Below are 17,247 nucleotides of genomic sequence, written 5' to 3'. Positions count from 1 at the left end.
AAAAAAAGAGATATCATGAAATATATTTTTAAAATAAAAACATTAGGAGTTGCTCTAGCACTGGTTTCTGTTTTGTCAAGTTGTACAGACGACTTTGATAAAATAAACACAGATCCTAATTCGCTTACAGAAGATCAGTTAGATCCAACTCTTGCGGGACCTTCTTTTGCTTCTGCGATTTATGCCGGTATTCACAATGGATCTTATTCATCGCCTGGTGTAGATGATCAGGGAACTTGGGGTATTGCAACAGGAATTTTATCTTCGACTTTTATCCAATACTTAAATTGTGGATATGGTACAGAAAGAAATGCGTTTGTAAATGGTTACGAAGGACGCGGATGGACAAGATTTTATACCGTTGCTGTTCCGGCTCTAAACAATGCTATCAAAGCATCTGAAGGAAATCCTGAGGCTTTGGCAATTCTTAAAATCTGGAAAGTCTTTATGTACAATCAAATGGTTGATGCTTACGGTCCAATTCCGTACACAGAAGCAGGAAATAAGAAAGAAAAAGTTCCTTACGATAGTGTAGAATTTATTTATGGAGACTTTTTTAAATTATTAGACGAAGCAAATACTACTTTAAAAGGTACAGCTGTAACAACAGTAGCATCATTTCAGCCAAACGACCGTTTATATGCTGGTAATGTTGGAAACTGGAGAGTTTTCGGAAACAGTTTAAGATTGCGTTTAGCGTTAAGAATTTCTGATATTGATCCTGCAAAAGCAAAAATACAAGCCGAAGCTGCTGTTGCTGCGGGAGTTATGCAAACAAATGATCAAGGCGCTTTCTTTAAGGCAAGTAACATTACGCCAAACAATTTAAATATGATCGTAAACAGCTGGGGTTATACTATGACAGCTTCTATGGAAAGTATTTTGGTTGGATATAACGATCCAAGGTTAGCAAAATGGTTTGCTAAAATTGATACCGGTGTTTATAGAGGTCAGCCTGTTGGAGGTTTAGAAGATCAATTTGGAACTACAAAATTCTCTGCTTTCAACAATGATATCATGGGGAATGGTTCTGCCGGAAATCTAAGTGAATCGAAAAACATTGAAGTATTTATGGCTTCTGAAAACTATTTCACCAGAGCAGAAGGTGCTTTGAATGGATGGAACATGGGCGGAACTGCTCAGACTCTGTATGAAGCAGGTATTAGAGCTTCGTTAGCACAATGGGGAGTTACAGATGCTGCTGCAATAAATGCTTATATTGCCGGAAATACATTGCCAACTTTACCAAATATCTTAACCGTTTATCCAACTTTGGATTTACAAGATATTCCTGTAAAATTGCCTGTTGCTTGGTCTCCTGCAATAGCTAATCAACGTACACAAATTGCGGTTCAAAAATACTTAGCGATTTTTCCTGAATCTTGGGAATCATGGGCAGATTTGCGTCGAAGTGATGCAAAAGTAATTTATCCGGTTTTAAATACAGATAACAACGACCCCGGAGTTGGTAAAAGCCTTATGAAAAGAATTATTTATACAACAAACGAATATTCTTCTAACAAAGATGCTGTTACAGACGGAATCGTAAAACTAAAAGGTCCAGATACCGGAGGAACAAAACTTTGGTGGGATACTAAATAATTATTTGGTGAGTAAAGACCCACGCATTCTTTACTCAAAAAATGAAAAAGGAGAGGTAACTCTCCTTTTTCTATATATAATAATCTGATTATGAATTACAAAAGCTATTACTCATTTGTTTTATTAATGATACTTTTTATTTCTTGTACATTATTAAAAAAAGAATCAAAAGCAATTAATATTACTCAAAATTATATTGTCGAAAATCCGGTTACAGCCGCAAGCCACGCATCGACATTGGTTGAATTAGAACCTAATATGCTTTTAGCAGCCTGGTTTGGCGGAAAATTTGAAGGCGCTAAAGATGTCAGTATTTATGTTTCATCTTATAAAGAAAAAAAATGGTCTGCGCCAAAAAAGCTTATCGAACCGTTGATAAAAGAGGGCGATACATTGCCATGCTGGAATCCGGTTTTATTTAAAAGCAAAAGCCAAAACTTATATTTGTTTTATAAAGTGGGCAAAAATCCGCGAGAATGGTTTGGTGCCATGATTGTTTCAAAAGATAACGGAAACACTTGGAGCAATCCTAAATATCTTCCGAAAGGAATATTAGGTCCTATTCGAAATAAACCAATCGAAACTAGTCCCGGAATTATTTTATGCGGAAGCAGTACCGAAAGTATCGACGATAACAAATGGCGCGTTTTTATAGAAACTTATACAGAGGCAACAGATAGCTGGACCAGTACCGATATTCAGGATAAGAAAAATTTTGATATTATTCAGCCTACTTTTCTCGTTCATTCTGAAAAAGAAATTCAGATTTTATCCAGAAGCAGACATAATAAATTAATCTCAAGCTGGTCTGAAGATAACGGCAAAACCTGGCAACGAACAGATAGTATTAACGTTGTAAATTCCAATTCAGGAGTTGACGCCGTAACGCTATCCAATAAATCATTTTTATTGGTGAATAATCCGCTGAAAATGGGAAAAGACTGGTTTAATGGAAGAAATGTTCTGGATGTAGAATATTCAAAAGATGGTGTGCATTGGACAAAAATATTTAATCTGGAAAATCAATTGGAAGGCGAATTTAGTTATCCGGCCATTATTCAAACTTCAGATCAAAAAATTCATGTATTGTACACTTATAATAGAAAATATATTAAACATGTTGCATTTGAACTGATAAAATAATTGAGTTTTAAACTAATTCTTTATTCGTGTACAAAGCTTTTAGTTTAAAGATTCAAACATTTAAATACAAAAGAAAAAACGCAAAATATTTTACAAAAATGATAAATCCCTTTCTTCTGAATTGATGGAAGGACGTTTCCTGAAAGGGAATTGTTACAGTATCTTATATTAAAAAATAGGATCTAAAAAAGAATTTTATATGAAAAATAAATCTGTTTCTATTCGGAGCATAGCCGATGAACTGAAGATTTCTGTGACAACAGTTTCTTTTGTTTTAAACGGAAAAGCAAAAGAAAAACACATTTCAGAGGTCTTGACACAAAAGATTTTGGACTATGCAAAATTGATCAATTATAGTCCCAATCAAATGGCACAAAGTCTTAGAACGGGAAAATCAAAAATGTTAGTTTTTATGGTTGAGGATATTTCAAATAACTTCTTTTCCAAATTAGCCCGAATTTTTGAAGATTTGGCTTATAAAAAAGGATACAAAGTTATTTTTTGCAGTAATGAAAACGACGATGAGAAATCAAAAGAATTGATTGATCTGTTTAATTTTAGTCAGGTTGATGGCTTTATTATTGTTCCTTCGCCAGGAATAAAAGATACTATTGCACGTTTAATAAAATGTAACATTCCTGTGATTTTATTAGATCGGTTTTTTGAAGGTTTGGATTGTAATATTATTGTGGTTGACAATGTGCAGGCTTCTTTTGATGCTACAACACATTTAATAAATAATCAATTTAAAAATATTGCATTTATTACCACATCTTCAAATCAAACACAAATGAACGACCGTTTGTCTGGTTACGAGACAGCAATTACAAAGCATGGTATGAAATCAAATATTTTGCAAATTCCTTACAATGAAATTTTCAAAGAAAATAATTATATCGAAGATTTTATGAATAATCATGTTGGTTTAGATGCGGTTTTTTTTGCAACCAATTATCTTGCACAAAATGGATTACAGGTTCTTAAGAAACGAAATTCTTCTTTGCTAACAGATCTTGGGATTATAGCCTTTGATGACAATGATATGTTTAAGATTTATCCAACTTCAATTAGTTGTGTTGCCCAACCCCTGTATGAGATTAGCTTTAAGATAATGGAATTGCTGTTGCCACTTTTACAGAGAAAACAGGTAACAGATGAAACTCAAAAAATCATTCTAAAAACAGAACTTATTATTCGTGAATCGTCTTTGATGAAATAGGATATAGGAAACTTTTAGGTTCTTTTGGATCTAAAGTAAACTTCACCTTTACTTTTTAAATTCTTAAATTAATGAATACAAAAGGTCATTATTATCCAAAGACTATTATTCTATTGTTTCAATAGTTGACACTTACTTTTGATTAATTTGAAAAGTTTGTTTTTTGAAGGTGAACCCAGTATCTTTTTGATATTAGGTTTTTTTATAAAGTTTAGAACCTAAACTTCTTATAATCTTATTTTGCTTATTTTCTTGTTTTTAAAAACATAGTGTGCCACAATAACTGACTGGAAGTTTGAAAAGATACATAGGGAATAAACAATCAATTTAATCTTATCTTGTTTTTATTTCCAAAAAGAAGAAACAAGACATTTTTTATTTTTTCTTCCATCAAAGAGCGCAAAATAGAGAATGCTTTGGTAATTTGGGCTTCAACAGTTTTTATCGATACATCAAGATGTTCTGCAATTTCAATGTTAGTTAAACCTTCTTTTTTACTCAAAATAAAAACCTCTTTGCATTTTGGAGGAAGGTTTTGAATTTCTTTATTTACCACATTTATAACGCGTTGCAAAGACTCGGAATCATCATCAAGGACAATTGAATTTAAGGTGTCGTAATAGGATTTTTCTAATGAAAACAGCGATTGATTTTTTCGGTACAAATCAATAAATTCATTGTATACCAACTTGTAAAGAAAGCTTTTTATAGCATGATCAGATTTTAATCTCGTACGTTGTTCCCACACTTTTATAAATACATTTTGAACGATATCTTCGGCACTGTAAATATTTTTTACAAGGCTGTTGGCATATACGCAAAGTTTATGATGGTAAGTATCGATCAGGTACGTATATGCCCTTTCATCTCCGTTTTTCAGAGATTCAATTAATATAACGTTATTGTTAAAATCTTCACTATTCATAGAAACAAATATATAAATTTATAGTTTTTACGACTTAAAATGATCTTTTTTTTGCTAAAAAAGACAGCTTTTTCAGTTTTCTATTGAATTTTATTACAAATAAAAAAACACTTAGAAACGCAAAGATATATTAATTTGTTTATTAGTTCTATGTAATTAATATAGTATTTTATTTTTTATATTGAAAGAAAATGGTTTCAAAAAATAAAAAAATCACCAAAATGAAAAAAAGATTATCAAATTGTTAGGGTTTTGTTTTTTAGCTTCGTAATAATATTAAAAAAGAGTAAAATGACAGTGAAAAAGTCAGAGCGATTAATAGTGAAGTTCATCACGAATCAAGCCAGTCAAGACGAAATAGAAAAATTGACAGAATGGCTAAAAGAAGAAGAGAATAAAATTATTTTTAATGATTTTGTAAAAACAAATTATGCCATAGAGTTCGCGATGAATAGTTTTGGTTCAACTGAGGTGAGAAAACAAATTTCAGAGAGAATTAAAAAAGAAAATAATGTTTTTCAAAAAAGAAGATTTTCATCGTATTATAAATATGCAGCCATTTTAATTGTCGTTTTTGGAAGTTTTTATTTCTATAAAAATTCAAATTTATTTCAGCCAAAGGAAAATGTCGTGGTGCCAAGACAAGATGAAATTGTGCTTCAATTAGGAAACGAATCGGCAGAAACAATTGATACTTCTGAAACGCGAAATGTAACAGATAAAGATGGTAATATAATTGGAAAACAAAAGAAAAACAGATTGGTTTACTCCAATGCTTATGCAAATGGGAAATTGGTTTATAATACTTTGAAAATTCCCTACGGAAAAAAGTTTGAAGTCCAATTATCAGACGGAACTATCGTGCATTTGAACTCCGGAACTTCATTGCGATATCCCGTTCAGTTCTTGAAAAATCAAAGCCGACAGGTGTATTTAACCGGAGAAGCTTATTTTGAAGTATCAAAAGACAAAGCGCATCCGTTTACCGTAAATACGCAAGAAGTAAATGTGGAGGTTTTGGGAACTAAGTTCAATGTCAATTCGTATACAGAAGATATAAGCACAGATGTTGTTTTGGTCGAAGGAAAAGTATCGCTTTATAAAGATAAAAAAACAACCGAAAATCAAGTGTATTTGTCACCCGGAATAAAGGGTTCAAACATACGAGGGCAACAAAAAATTGTGACAGAAGCTGTAAATACAGATTATTATACGGCTTGGGTACAAGGAAGTTTGGTGTTTAAAAATGCTTCTTTTGAATCGATTATTAAAAAACTGGAACGCCATTATAATGTCACTTTTATCAATAAAAATAAAACACTTGGAAAAGAAATTTTCAACGCCCGTTTTGATAATGAACCTATTGAAGTAGTCCTGAAATATTTTAGTGATAGTTATGCAATTGATTATAAGATCAATGAAGATCAAATCACGATTAAATAGAAGAAAGAAGAAAGAAAATAGAAGAAAGAAGAAAGAAGAAAGAAAAAGTACGACAAAGAATCTAAAATCTAAAATAAAACAAAAGCCTATGTAAAAAACGTCCGAAAAAAAGGATCGTTATTAAAAAAAGAACCGGAAAATGCGCCAACATTTTCCGGTAGGATAAAATGCGATCAGTAAACTAACCAACCACAATTAAAAACATTTAAAAGTATGAAAAAACTATTGAACAAAATCAGGTTCGACAAGCCTTTTTTGAAATTTGATTTGAAGATGAAATTGACTACATTATTTTTATTGACCACTTTGACAGTTATGCAGGCGGGGGTAAGCTATTCTCAAAAAGCAAAAATGTCATTTAATGCCAGCGATATGACCGTTGGAAAAGTAATTGAAAAGATTGAGTACACTACAGATTATCGATTTGTTTACAATGTAAGATCCGTTGATTTAGATCGAAAAATAGACATCAGACTCAATGATGTTTCTATGGAAAACATTTTAAGTGCAATTTTTAAAAACACTGGAACGGATTACAAAATTTCAGGAAGTCATATTATTCTAACACCTAAAAAAGCGCCGGAAGAAAAACCGGTTGCAGTAAAAAAGGCTGAGCAGGATTTTATCGTAAAAGGTAAAGTTACAGATGAAAAAGGTGTTCCTTTAGTTGGCGCAGCAATTTCTGATAACGGTTCGGGAAAAGGAGTACAGACTGATTTTAATGGTGATTACGAGATTATTGCCGTGAACAGTGAAACTACATTAGCTTTTTCTTACTTGGGATTTATTAGACAAGAAATAAAAGTTGCTGGTAAAAGCGTAATCAACGTTGTACTTAAAGAAGATACTCTTGAATTGGGCGAAGTAGTATTGACTACAGGATATCAAAATATCTCGGCTGATCAGGCAACAGGATCTTTCTCGAGTTTAAAAGCAAAAGATTTTCAGGAACAGCGTTTAAGCAGTTTAGATAAAATATTAGAAGGACGTATTGTTGGATATCAAGACGGAAAAATTCGTGGAACGACTACTATGAACGGTTTAACGACTCCGTTGTATGTTATTGACGGTTTCCCGATAGAAAACACAAAATATAATCAAAATTTTAGTTTAGAAGAAAATCTTCCGAATTTAAACTTAGAAGATATCGAAAGTATTACGGTTTTGAAAGACGCTGCGGCATCTTCCATTTATGGTGCGCGTGCGGCAAATGGCGTGGTCGTAATTACAACGAAAAAAGCCAAATCCGGGCAAACCAATATTTCGTTTTCAAGCAATTTAACCGTGACGCCTTATAGAAATTATACCGGAAACCTTACTAACTCTGCTGATATTATTAGTTTAGAAAGAGGTTGGGCAGCAGGAAATCCTAATTTACAAGGTGCCGGAGCTGGTACTTATGCGACTTCATTATTGCAAAGTGCAGCATTTACAAGTTTAGGAATGCAAACATTGTTAAATGGATATGCCGGAAATATTTCGCAAACAGATATGAATAATCGTTTGGATGCACTTGGTGCTCAAGGTTATAAATATTATGATGATGTAGAGAAATATGCAAAACGTGATCAATACTTTATTCAGCACAATGTAAGTATAGGCAAAGCGACAGAATCAAATACTTTTAATGCCTCTTTGACTTATAAAGGAAATAAATTTGAAGATCGATATTCTGACAATCAATCTGTTGGGATTAATCTTAAAAATTCAACTGAAATCAACAATTGGCTTTCGATTGATTTAGGAACCTATATAAATTATGGCAAAAGTGATACACAAACTTATGATCCACTTACGCAAACAGATTATAAATATCAGCCATACAATCAATTAGTTAATAATGACGGAAGTTATTTTACTTCAACTGCTGCTTCTCGTTATAATAATTATACACAGCAATCGATCAAAAATTATGGTCTGTATAGTATGGACATAACGCCAATGGATGAGTTGGGAAGAAATGTAATAGAAAGCAAAAACTTTTTGAACAGAACTTTCGCAAAATTAAACATTAAATTCAGTCCGGCGTTTTCTTATAATGCTATGTTTCAGTATGAATATGGCGTAGATCGTACGTCTAATTTAAATGATAAAGATTCTTATTATGTGAGATCTCTTGTAAATAGTTTAGCTACTATTTCACCTACAAATACAGCTGTTTATAATTTGCCATACGGAGATGTCTTAAAAGAAACGAATCAATTTTCTAATGCTTACAATTTTCGTCAGCAATTAAATTTTGATAAAGTATTTAATAATGTTCACGATGTAACAGCAATTGCCGGTATGGAAATTCGTCATTCAAAAATAGAATATGGCAATAATACCCGCTACGGTTACGACGATCAGACTTTATCTTTTACTCCGGTAAATCAGGTTGATTTATTAAAAGTTTACGGATCTTTTTTTGGAGGTTATATGAGTCAAAATGATTTTTCGGCACAACGTGAGTTGGTAAACCGTTATGTTTCATTTTATGGAACAGGAGGTTATACATACGACAAAAAATATTCTCTTACAGGAAGTTTGCGTTGGGACCGTTCAAACCTTTGGGGAACAGACAATAAATACCAAAACAAACCTACATGGTCTACCGGTGCAGCATGGAATATTGACAAAGAAGAGTTTTTTACATCTTCATTTGTAAACCAGCTTAAACTTCGTGCTTCCTATGGTATTGGAGGAAATGTTGCCAAGGATTCAGCGCCATATTTAACAGCATCTTACAGCGCTAATCCAAATGTTGGAGGAAATCAGGGTTATGTTAATTCAAGACCAAATCCAGAATTATCCTGGGAAAAAACAACAACGACCAATATAGGTTTAGATTTTGCAATGTTCAACAATAGATTCAGCGGAACTTTTGATGTTTATAATAAAAAAGGAGAAGATTTATTAGCAAGCAGCACCGGTGTTCCAACAGAAGGCTGGGGATATTCGACCTATAAACTTAATAATGGAGAAATGACCAATAGAGGTATTGAAGTAAGTTTGCGAGGTACAATTGTTAAAACACCTTCTTTCTCTTGGGATGCATCTCTTTTGTATGCCAATAATAAAAATAAAGTTACGTACGTAAATGTTGAAGCTCCGGTTTATTATTTACAATTAGATTATCCATCGGCATATCCAAGAGTGGGTAAAAATTTCAACTCTATTTATGGTTACAAATGGGCAGGTCTAAGTAATACAGGTTTGCCACAGGTTTATGATGCATCCGGAACTGCGGTAAAATACAATCCGGCAGACTTAAATGCAATACAGGATTATGGTTCGACAGTACCAACACATAGTGGTTCATTCCATACTTCTTTTGCTTATAAAAACTTTTCGCTTTCGGCACTTTTCATTTATGAATTGGGACACAAAATCAGAAATAACTTTTTGCCAATGTTAAATAATGAGTACTCAGCAGCAATGGGCAGTTATGTAGCAAATATTGGAATCGTGAACAATCATATTGCAAATCGTTGGCAACAACCAGGAGACGAAGCATTTACAAATGTACCTCGTGCAGTTTACGAATACGATCCGGCATTTAGTTCTGATTCCCGTACTATTTATTCTTATGCAGATATCAATATTCTTGATGCTTCAAATGTGAGATTAAGTAATATTTCATTGGCTTATCAAATGCCTTCGACTCTTATTAGAAAAGTAAAATTGCAAAACGTTCGCTTTAATCTTAATGCAGAAAATGTTTTTACTGTGGCTAAAAGCAGAGATGCTAAATTTCTTTTAAATGGCTTTCAATCTCCAAGTTTAGTTTTTGGTGTAAATATTAATTTCTAATTTAAAAAGACTACACGATGAAAAATATATATAACAGCATTCTATGCACATTAGTATTAGCGATCACTTTCACATCTTGTGATAATTATTTGGATGATGCACCAAAAGGCTCTAAAGTTCCAACAGCATTGGCAGATTTTGAAGCCTTTTTAAGAGATGAATATACCAACCAAAGCGTTAACGTTGAGCAGGCATTAACACTATTGAATGACAGATATCAAACCGTAGCTGATTTGGCGTATTACCGATTAACAAAAGCTAATTATTTCTGGGATGAAACCGCAGATCGTATCGCTCTGAATCAGGCAGATGAAACGACTTACTACGGACAATATGCAGGAATTTCAACATTCAATTTAATTATTGAAAATGCACTGAAAACCACAGAAGCTACCGAAGAGCAAAAAAGAATAGTTTGGGCAGAAGCAAAAGTGCTACGTGCCATGTCCTATTATAATTTGGTTAATTTCTACGCAGATACTTACGTGGCTTCTACCGCAGCTACAAAATTATCCGTGCCACTAATTACAAGTGCCGATATTAATGCGCCAAGCAAACAAGTTACCATTCAGGAAATGTATGATTTTATTCTGGCTGATGTAAAAGATGCTTTACCTTATTTACCAAAGGTTTCACAAACAGCTTTACATCCAAATTTAGGAGCGGGATATGCTTTTTATTCCCGCGTATTTTTGCAAATGAATAATTATACAGAAGCCTTGAAGTACGCTGATTTGGCTTTGGCCGAAAATAATAAACTATACAATTGGGTAGCGTATTATAACAGTAACAAAGCGGTAATTGATATTCCAAATTCATATACAAATACACCTTCACCAATGGGATATGACTATGTTGAGAATTATACATATCGCCACGGTGCCACAACTCGTTTATCTACAGAAATGAGTATTCCGGTAGATCGTGCAAAACGTTTTGAAGCCGGAGATGCCCGTTTCTTGTCCCGTTGGAAAATCAGAACTGTTGGCGCTGAAACGTATTACAGAAGAACTTTATCCGGAATGTTTAATTACGGCGGAATCACAACGGTTGAAATTTATTTGATTAAAGCGGAATGTCTTGCACGTGCAGGTCAATTGGGTACAGCAATGGATGTATTAAATACTGTACGCAAAACACGCATACTTCCAGCTTCTTATCAGGATATAACTGCAGCAGATGTTACTACGGCAATGAATGCAATTTTAAGAACAAAAAGAAACGAGCTTATTTTAACGCTCATTCCTTTTACAGATGCACGTCGTTTAAATGCTGAAGGTGTTTACAAAGTAGGTTTCACAAAAATAGATGGCGGAACAACTTATACTTTATCGCCGGAATCTCATTTATGGACCATGCCGTTTCCTCAAGGTGCCACAAAAAACCCTGGAAATGGAACTCTAACTCAAAACGTAGCAAAATAAAATTTCAAAGCTTCCTGATCAGAAGTTCTGAAAGGGAAGCTTAATCTAAAAAATATCAAAAAATGAACACTATTAAACATAAATTATTAGGGTTGTGTATTTGCGCGTTTATAGTTTCTTTCAGCAATCAGGCACAGAACAAAAAAGCCGCACCCGCATCTTATACGCTTGAAGGCAACATCAGTGGAATCGAAGATGGAACAATAGTTCAATTAATTCCCGGAGCAACGCATCTCTCAGAAACGCCAGTTGCCGAAACCACAATAAAAGACGGCAAATTTACCTTTACAGGAAAATTAAATGAACCTCGTTTTTTTTATGTTTCATTTGGAAAAAATAAAGGACTAATTCCGGTTTTAGTTGAAAATTCTAAAATAAAAATAACAGCAGATGCCCAAGTTTTAAAAAAGGAAGACGATAGAATTACTTTTAAAAACGAATTGGTTTCAGGATCTAAAGCCGATGCCTATTTAAAAAAAGAAACTGCTTTTAGAGAAGAATTAAATAAAGATTACGAAGACTATCATAAAGGGACTGAGGAAATTGCAAAACTATATTCGAATGCAAGAGTATCAGGAAATAAAAAGCTAATGGATTCTGTAGCAAATACACCGGAATGGAAAAGTTTTGAAGCAAAAGAAAAAGCTTTTTTTGCTAAAGTACAGTCAAGTTCAGAGAATTTAATTTCGAAACATAAAGCGACTTGGTGGGGACCATTTTTCATGATGACACAATACAGTTATTTTACGCCAGATCAGAAACCGGTTTTTGAACAATTTTCAGAAACAGCCAAAAAAAGTTACTACGGACAATTGGTTGATAAAGACTTAAATCCTAAATCTTTGATAGGAACCAGTGTTGCTAATTTTAAATTAAATGATAAAAACGGAAATCCGCTTAGTGTAAAAGACATCGTTTCCGGTAAAAAATATATTTTAATAGACTTCTGGGCTTCCTGGTGCGCGCCTTGCCGTAAAGAAATTCCAAATCTAAAAACCGCTTATACCAATTATTCAGAAAAAGGATTTGAAGTATTGAGTATTTCGATCGATAGAGATGAAAAAGCGTGGCAGAAAGCATTAGTACAGGAAAATATGCAATGGCCAAATTTACATGACGATGATAAAGTGAGTAAAGCATTTAATGTAAAAACGATTCCCGCAACCTATTTAGTTGACAGTAAAGGGGTAATTATTTCTGATGATTTACGCGGTCCTGCTTTAGAAGAAAAACTGAAAGAACTCTTAAAGTCCTAATTTGACTTTTTAAACTAAAAAAAATATCAACATGAAAAGTACTATTTTAAAATCTGGTTTATTGGCATTAACGCTAATAAGCACAATCACTTCTTGCTCTAAAAAGTACGAAGGATACACTATTAACGGAAACATTCCGGGGCAAAAAGACGGAATGATTTATCTGGAATTTGTTGGCGGAGATAAAAACATCTTAAAAGATTCGACTAAAATTCTGGACGGTCATTTTACGTTTTCAGGAAAAGTAGAAGAACCACTTCGATACAGCATTAAATTAAAAGGACAAGAATACGGAAGAGTTTTTATTCTGTCAAATGAAACCATTGCTTTTGCTGCAAATAAAGACTCAATCTTCACAGCAAAACTGATTGGTGCAACGCAGGATTCTATTTATTCGGGATATTATAAAAACGAATTTAAAAAAATCCAAAGTATTGCAGAACCGGTTTACAAAGCTTCTGATTCGATATCTCAAAACGGAAAAGTGAAACCAACTCCGGAACAAAAAGCACTGATGGACAAACGTTGGACCGATTTACAAACGCTTGCAGATAATCTTACCTATAAGTTTATTGAATCGCACAAAGATAAAATTGCCGGAGCTTTAGTACTCGATGACCGTTTGGTAACGTACGGAACTCCTGAACAAGTAAAAAAATATTATGGAATTTTGACTCCTGAAATTCAAAAGTCTTATTTCGGAAAAAAAATAAAAACTGCAATTGATCTTAACGATAAAACGGCTGTAGGAGTTCTGGCTCCTGAATTTTCTCAAACAGATGTAAACGGAAAAATCGTAAAATTATCAGATTATAAAGGTAAATATGTATTAGTTGATTTTTGGGCTTCCTGGTGTGGTCCATGTCGTAAAGAAAACCCAAATGTACTTTTGGCTTATAAAACATATCACGATAAAGGATTCAATGTTTTAGGTGTTTCGCTTGACGATAAAAAGAATCTTTGGGAAAAAGCCATCGAAAAAGACGGTTTAACCTGGACACATGTTTCTGATTTAAAAGGTTGGAAAAATGAGGCTGCTATTTTATACGGAGTGAAACTGGTTCCAACAAATTATTTAATTGGACCTGATGGAAAAATTGTCGCCAAAAATCTTAGAGAAGAAGCACTTCAGGCAAAATTGAAAGAAATTTTCAGTAAATCTTAAATCAGTTTTCAGTCGCAGTCGCAGTCACAGTCACAGTCACAGTCTCAGTCTCAGTATCAAAGAAAACCGTAAACTGAAAACTGAGACTGAAAACTGAGACTGAAAACTGAAAACTACAAAAACATCTCAATTAAAAAAATGAAAAAATACATCTTTCTGGGCTATTGCTCATTAGCTTTCTGTACGCTTATTTCAGCGCAGGAAAAATCAGGTAACTTTAAGAAAATAAAGGCTTTAGGTGGAATCGAAGAGTATTTGTACCAACCAAATGGCATGAATATTTTGCTTTTGCAAGACAACGCATCGCCCGTTGCAACCGTACAAATTGTGTATCGTGTAGGTTCTAAAAATGAAGTTTTAGGAAACACGGGATCAACGCATCTTTTAGAGCATTTAATGTTCAAAGGAACACCAACTTTTAACAAAAAAAATGGAACGACTATTACAGATGTTCTTCAAAATACCGGAGCGCAATTAAACGCTACAACCTGGTACGATCGTACGAATTATTTTGAAACCTTGCCAAGTGATAAAATAGCTTTGGCACTTCAAATTGAAGCGGACAGAATGCGAAATTCTTTATTACTTAAAGAAGATAAAGAAGCCGAAATGACGGTTGTTCGCAACGAATTTGAACGTGGAGAAAACGATCCAAATAGTTTACTGGACAAAGAAATCTGGGCAGCGGCTTATGTGGGACATCCGTATCATCATAGCACAATTGGATGGAAATCGGATATTGAAAAAGCGCCAATCGAAGTATTGCGTAATTTTTATAATACCTATTATTGGCCAGATAATGCAACTTTGACCATTATTGGAGATTTTAAAAAAGAGAATGTTTTTGAATTAATCGAGCAGTATTTCGGAAAAATCACAAAAGCTCCAAATGCAATGCCTCAGCCCTATACCGAAGAACCGGAACAATACGGACCTCGCAAAATTGTCGTGAAAAAACCGGGAGAATTGGGTGTTGTAAACAAAGCCTATAAAATCCCAGGTGCTTTAAACGAAGATTTGCCTGCTTTGAATATTCTGGCAGAAATTATAGGAGCAGGACCATCGGCGATTTTAAATAAAACTTTTGTAGACACACGTTTGGGGATTTATACATATTCGAGTGCGACAAATTTTAAGGAAGTTGGTCTTTTTAGCATTGTAGTAGGTTTTCCAACCACATCAAAACACGAAGATATCGATGCCAAAATTAGCGAAGTTGTAGCACAGGTTCAAAAAAATGGAGTAACTCAGGATGAGGTAAATCGTGTTATTGCCAAAATTAGTGCACAGACGATTTTAGCACGCGACGGTTCGGGCGTGATTGCATCTGAGCTGAACGAAGCTATTGCAGCCGGTGACTGGACAGATTACATTACAGGAGTTGACAGATTGAAAAAAGTAACTCCGGCTGATGTTTTGCGTGTTGCTAAAAAATATCTGGTTGAAGATCAAAGTACAACGGGTTATTTTGTACCAAAACAATCCGGCTCAAATGAAGGTCAGGATGAAGCAAATGCGGCTAAATACATGCCTGAAAATGGACCGTTTTATTACAGAGATCCAGGTCATAATAATAATAATAATAATAATAATAATAATAATAATAATAATAATGAAAAGGCGATTTCAGGGATTTCATCGGAACAAAAAAATCGAGAAAAAACAATTTCTTCATTTGATGAAACTATACTTGAAAAAAGTGCTTCTTCATATAAAAGAGAAAAAGTAAGCGGAATTGATGTGGTTTCTGTAAAAACATCGGCAAAAGATTTTGTGACTGTTGCAGCAAGTATTTCACTTGGAAATTATGCTAATGAAAATAAAAATCTGATAGTTCCTTCCCTGACAGCTTCGATGTTGTCGAAAGGAACAACGCTGAATGACAAATTTAAGTTTTCTGAAAAACTTCAAAAATTAGGAGTAAATATCAATATTAATGCTTCAACGACTAAAATTAATATTGGTTTCAAATGTTTGAAAAAAGATTTGGATCAGGTAGTTTCGTTATTGGCAGAAGAAGTGCGAAATCCTTTATTTGACCAAAAAGAATTTGAAAATCTAAAACAGCAATATACCGGAAATACACAACAAAATTTAAATGATCCGGGCGAAAGAGGAAGTATTGCCTTGACGCAAGCCATTTATCCAAAAGGAAATCCAAATCAGGATTCAAGTGTTGAAGAAGATTTAGCGAATATCAAAAATGCTACTTTGGATGAGGTTAAAGCTTTTTATAAAAAGTATTTTGGTCCGGCTTCAATGCATTTGGTAATTGTTGGAGATACTGAAGGAGCGAATTTTAGTGCTTCTTTAAAAAAATCATTCAAAAATTGGAATGGCGGCGTTGTCGAAAATATGAAGTTTGAAGAAGCTAAAAAAGCAAATTCAAAAACGGAGGTAATTACGATTCAGGAGAAACCAAGTGCCGAATTATTCCTGGGACAATACACAGGTTTGAAAAGGGCAGATGCCGATTATATTCCGTTTTACATTGCCAATTATACTTTAGGTGCCGGTTTTGCAGGACGTTTGATGCAAACCGTTCGTGATAATGATGGATTAACCTATAATATTTCGTCAGGTTTAGGCGGAAATATTCAAACTGGAGGGTATTGGTTTGTGAACGCATCCTTTAATCCAACATTGTTTCAAAAAGGTTTAGACGCGACAATGATTCAGGTTCAAAAATGGGTAAACGACGGAATTACTCCCGAAGAATTAGAAAATAAGAAAACCAATTTAATTGGAAGTTTTAAAATAGGAATGGCAACCACAAACGGAATGACCAGAACGATTTTGAACTTTGTTGAAAGAGGATTAGAGCCAGATTATATCGATCAATATCCAAAAGATATTGAGAAAGTGACCTTGGAACAAGTCAACAATGCAATCAAAAAATACATTCAGTTAGACAAAATGATTGTTATTAAATCGGGTTCTCTGGATAAGGACGGCAAGCCTTTAAAATAAATTAAAGTAGGGATCAAACTTTGTCAAAGTTCGAAACCAAGAGTGTAAGGAACTTTAATTTGAAAAGATTTCAAAAAAAACACACACAAAGTAGCCACAATCTTGTCATTTCGACCGAAGGGAGAAATCACACGCGGGGAGAACGCACTGTTGCCGAGCTACTTTATGTGATTTCTCCCTTCGGTCGAAATGACAAAAATGCGTATATCAACTTTGAGTTTAGGCTTTCGATAAATTTCCTTACGCTCTTGGTTCGAAACTTTGACAAAGTTATCAGAACCTGAAACCAAAAATAATTTTAATAGTTG

The 17,247-nt window shown here is 33.8% G+C and carries 10 protein-coding genes; 9 read left to right on the top strand and 1 reads right to left on the bottom strand.

All coding sequences use genetic code 11. The features are described 5' to 3' along the window. Nucleotides 1-15 precede the first annotated feature (15 nt). The 3 genes from EAH81_RS19970 to EAH81_RS19960 all read left to right on the top strand — a co-directional run bounded on the left by EAH81_RS19970 (nt 16) and on the right by EAH81_RS19960 (nt 3,964). A complete protein-coding gene (locus tag EAH81_RS19970) occupies nt 16-1,602 on the top strand; it encodes a SusD/RagB family nutrient-binding outer membrane lipoprotein (RefSeq protein ID WP_140510498.1) in 1,587 nt (528 codons plus the stop codon). A 90-nt stretch (nt 1,603-1,692) separates the two neighbouring features. Continuing rightward, nucleotides 1,693-2,745, top strand: a complete 1,053-nt coding sequence (locus EAH81_RS19965) for a sialidase family protein (RefSeq protein ID WP_140510495.1) — start codon at nt 1,693-1,695, stop codon at nt 2,743-2,745. Between the two features lie 199 nt (nt 2,746-2,944). Further along, nucleotides 2,945-3,964, top strand: coding sequence for a LacI family DNA-binding transcriptional regulator (locus EAH81_RS19960; protein WP_140510493.1), 1,020 nt, complete (start codon nt 2,945-2,947; stop codon nt 3,962-3,964). A gap of 322 nt (nt 3,965-4,286) precedes the next feature. On the opposite strand, the gene EAH81_RS19955 is transcribed toward EAH81_RS19960, so the two are convergent. Then, the gene (locus tag EAH81_RS19955; RefSeq protein WP_140510491.1) at nt 4,287-4,889 is read right to left on the bottom strand and encodes an RNA polymerase sigma factor; all 603 of its coding nucleotides are present in this window, start codon (nt 4,887-4,889) and stop codon (nt 4,287-4,289) included. Between the two features lie 291 nt (nt 4,890-5,180). Here EAH81_RS19955 and EAH81_RS19950 point away from each other — a divergent pair, with 291 nt between their 5' ends. The 6 genes from EAH81_RS19950 (at nt 5,181) to EAH81_RS19925 (ending at nt 16,939) form a co-directional block, all read left to right on the top strand. Continuing rightward, complete coding sequence (locus tag EAH81_RS19950) at nt 5,181-6,332, top strand: FecR family protein (protein WP_140510489.1); 1,152 nt, start codon at nt 5,181-5,183, stop codon at nt 6,330-6,332. 213 nt (nt 6,333-6,545) lie between these two features. Next, complete coding sequence (locus EAH81_RS19945; RefSeq protein WP_140510487.1) at nt 6,546-10,124, top strand: SusC/RagA family TonB-linked outer membrane protein; 3,579 nt, start codon at nt 6,546-6,548, stop codon at nt 10,122-10,124. 17 nt (nt 10,125-10,141) lie between these two features. Beyond that, nucleotides 10,142-11,548 carry a RagB/SusD family nutrient uptake outer membrane protein gene (locus EAH81_RS19940; RefSeq protein ID WP_140510485.1) on the top strand — a complete coding sequence of 469 codons (1,407 nt, stop codon included), beginning with the start codon at nt 10,142-10,144 and terminating at the stop codon, nt 11,546-11,548. A 62-nt stretch (nt 11,549-11,610) separates the two neighbouring features. Beyond that, a complete protein-coding gene (locus tag EAH81_RS19935; RefSeq protein WP_140510483.1) occupies nt 11,611-12,804 on the top strand; it encodes a TlpA disulfide reductase family protein in 1,194 nt (397 codons plus the stop codon). A 31-nt stretch (nt 12,805-12,835) separates the two neighbouring features. Continuing rightward, nucleotides 12,836-13,969 carry a TlpA disulfide reductase family protein gene (locus EAH81_RS19930; RefSeq protein WP_140510481.1) on the top strand — a complete coding sequence of 378 codons (1,134 nt, stop codon included), beginning with the start codon at nt 12,836-12,838 and terminating at the stop codon, nt 13,967-13,969. Nucleotides 13,970-14,107: 138 nt separating this feature from the next. Further along, a complete protein-coding gene (locus EAH81_RS19925; RefSeq protein ID WP_140510479.1) occupies nt 14,108-16,939 on the top strand; it encodes a M16 family metallopeptidase in 2,832 nt (943 codons plus the stop codon). The last annotated feature ends 308 nt before the right edge of the window (nt 16,940-17,247 follow it).

The sequence above is a fragment of the Flavobacterium pectinovorum genome, assembly GCF_006438875.1.
Classification (GTDB): domain Bacteria; phylum Bacteroidota; class Bacteroidia; order Flavobacteriales; family Flavobacteriaceae; genus Flavobacterium; species Flavobacterium pectinovorum_A.
Note: the sequence above shows the minus strand (reverse complement) of the source record. Positions and strands in the feature narration are given on the sequence as shown.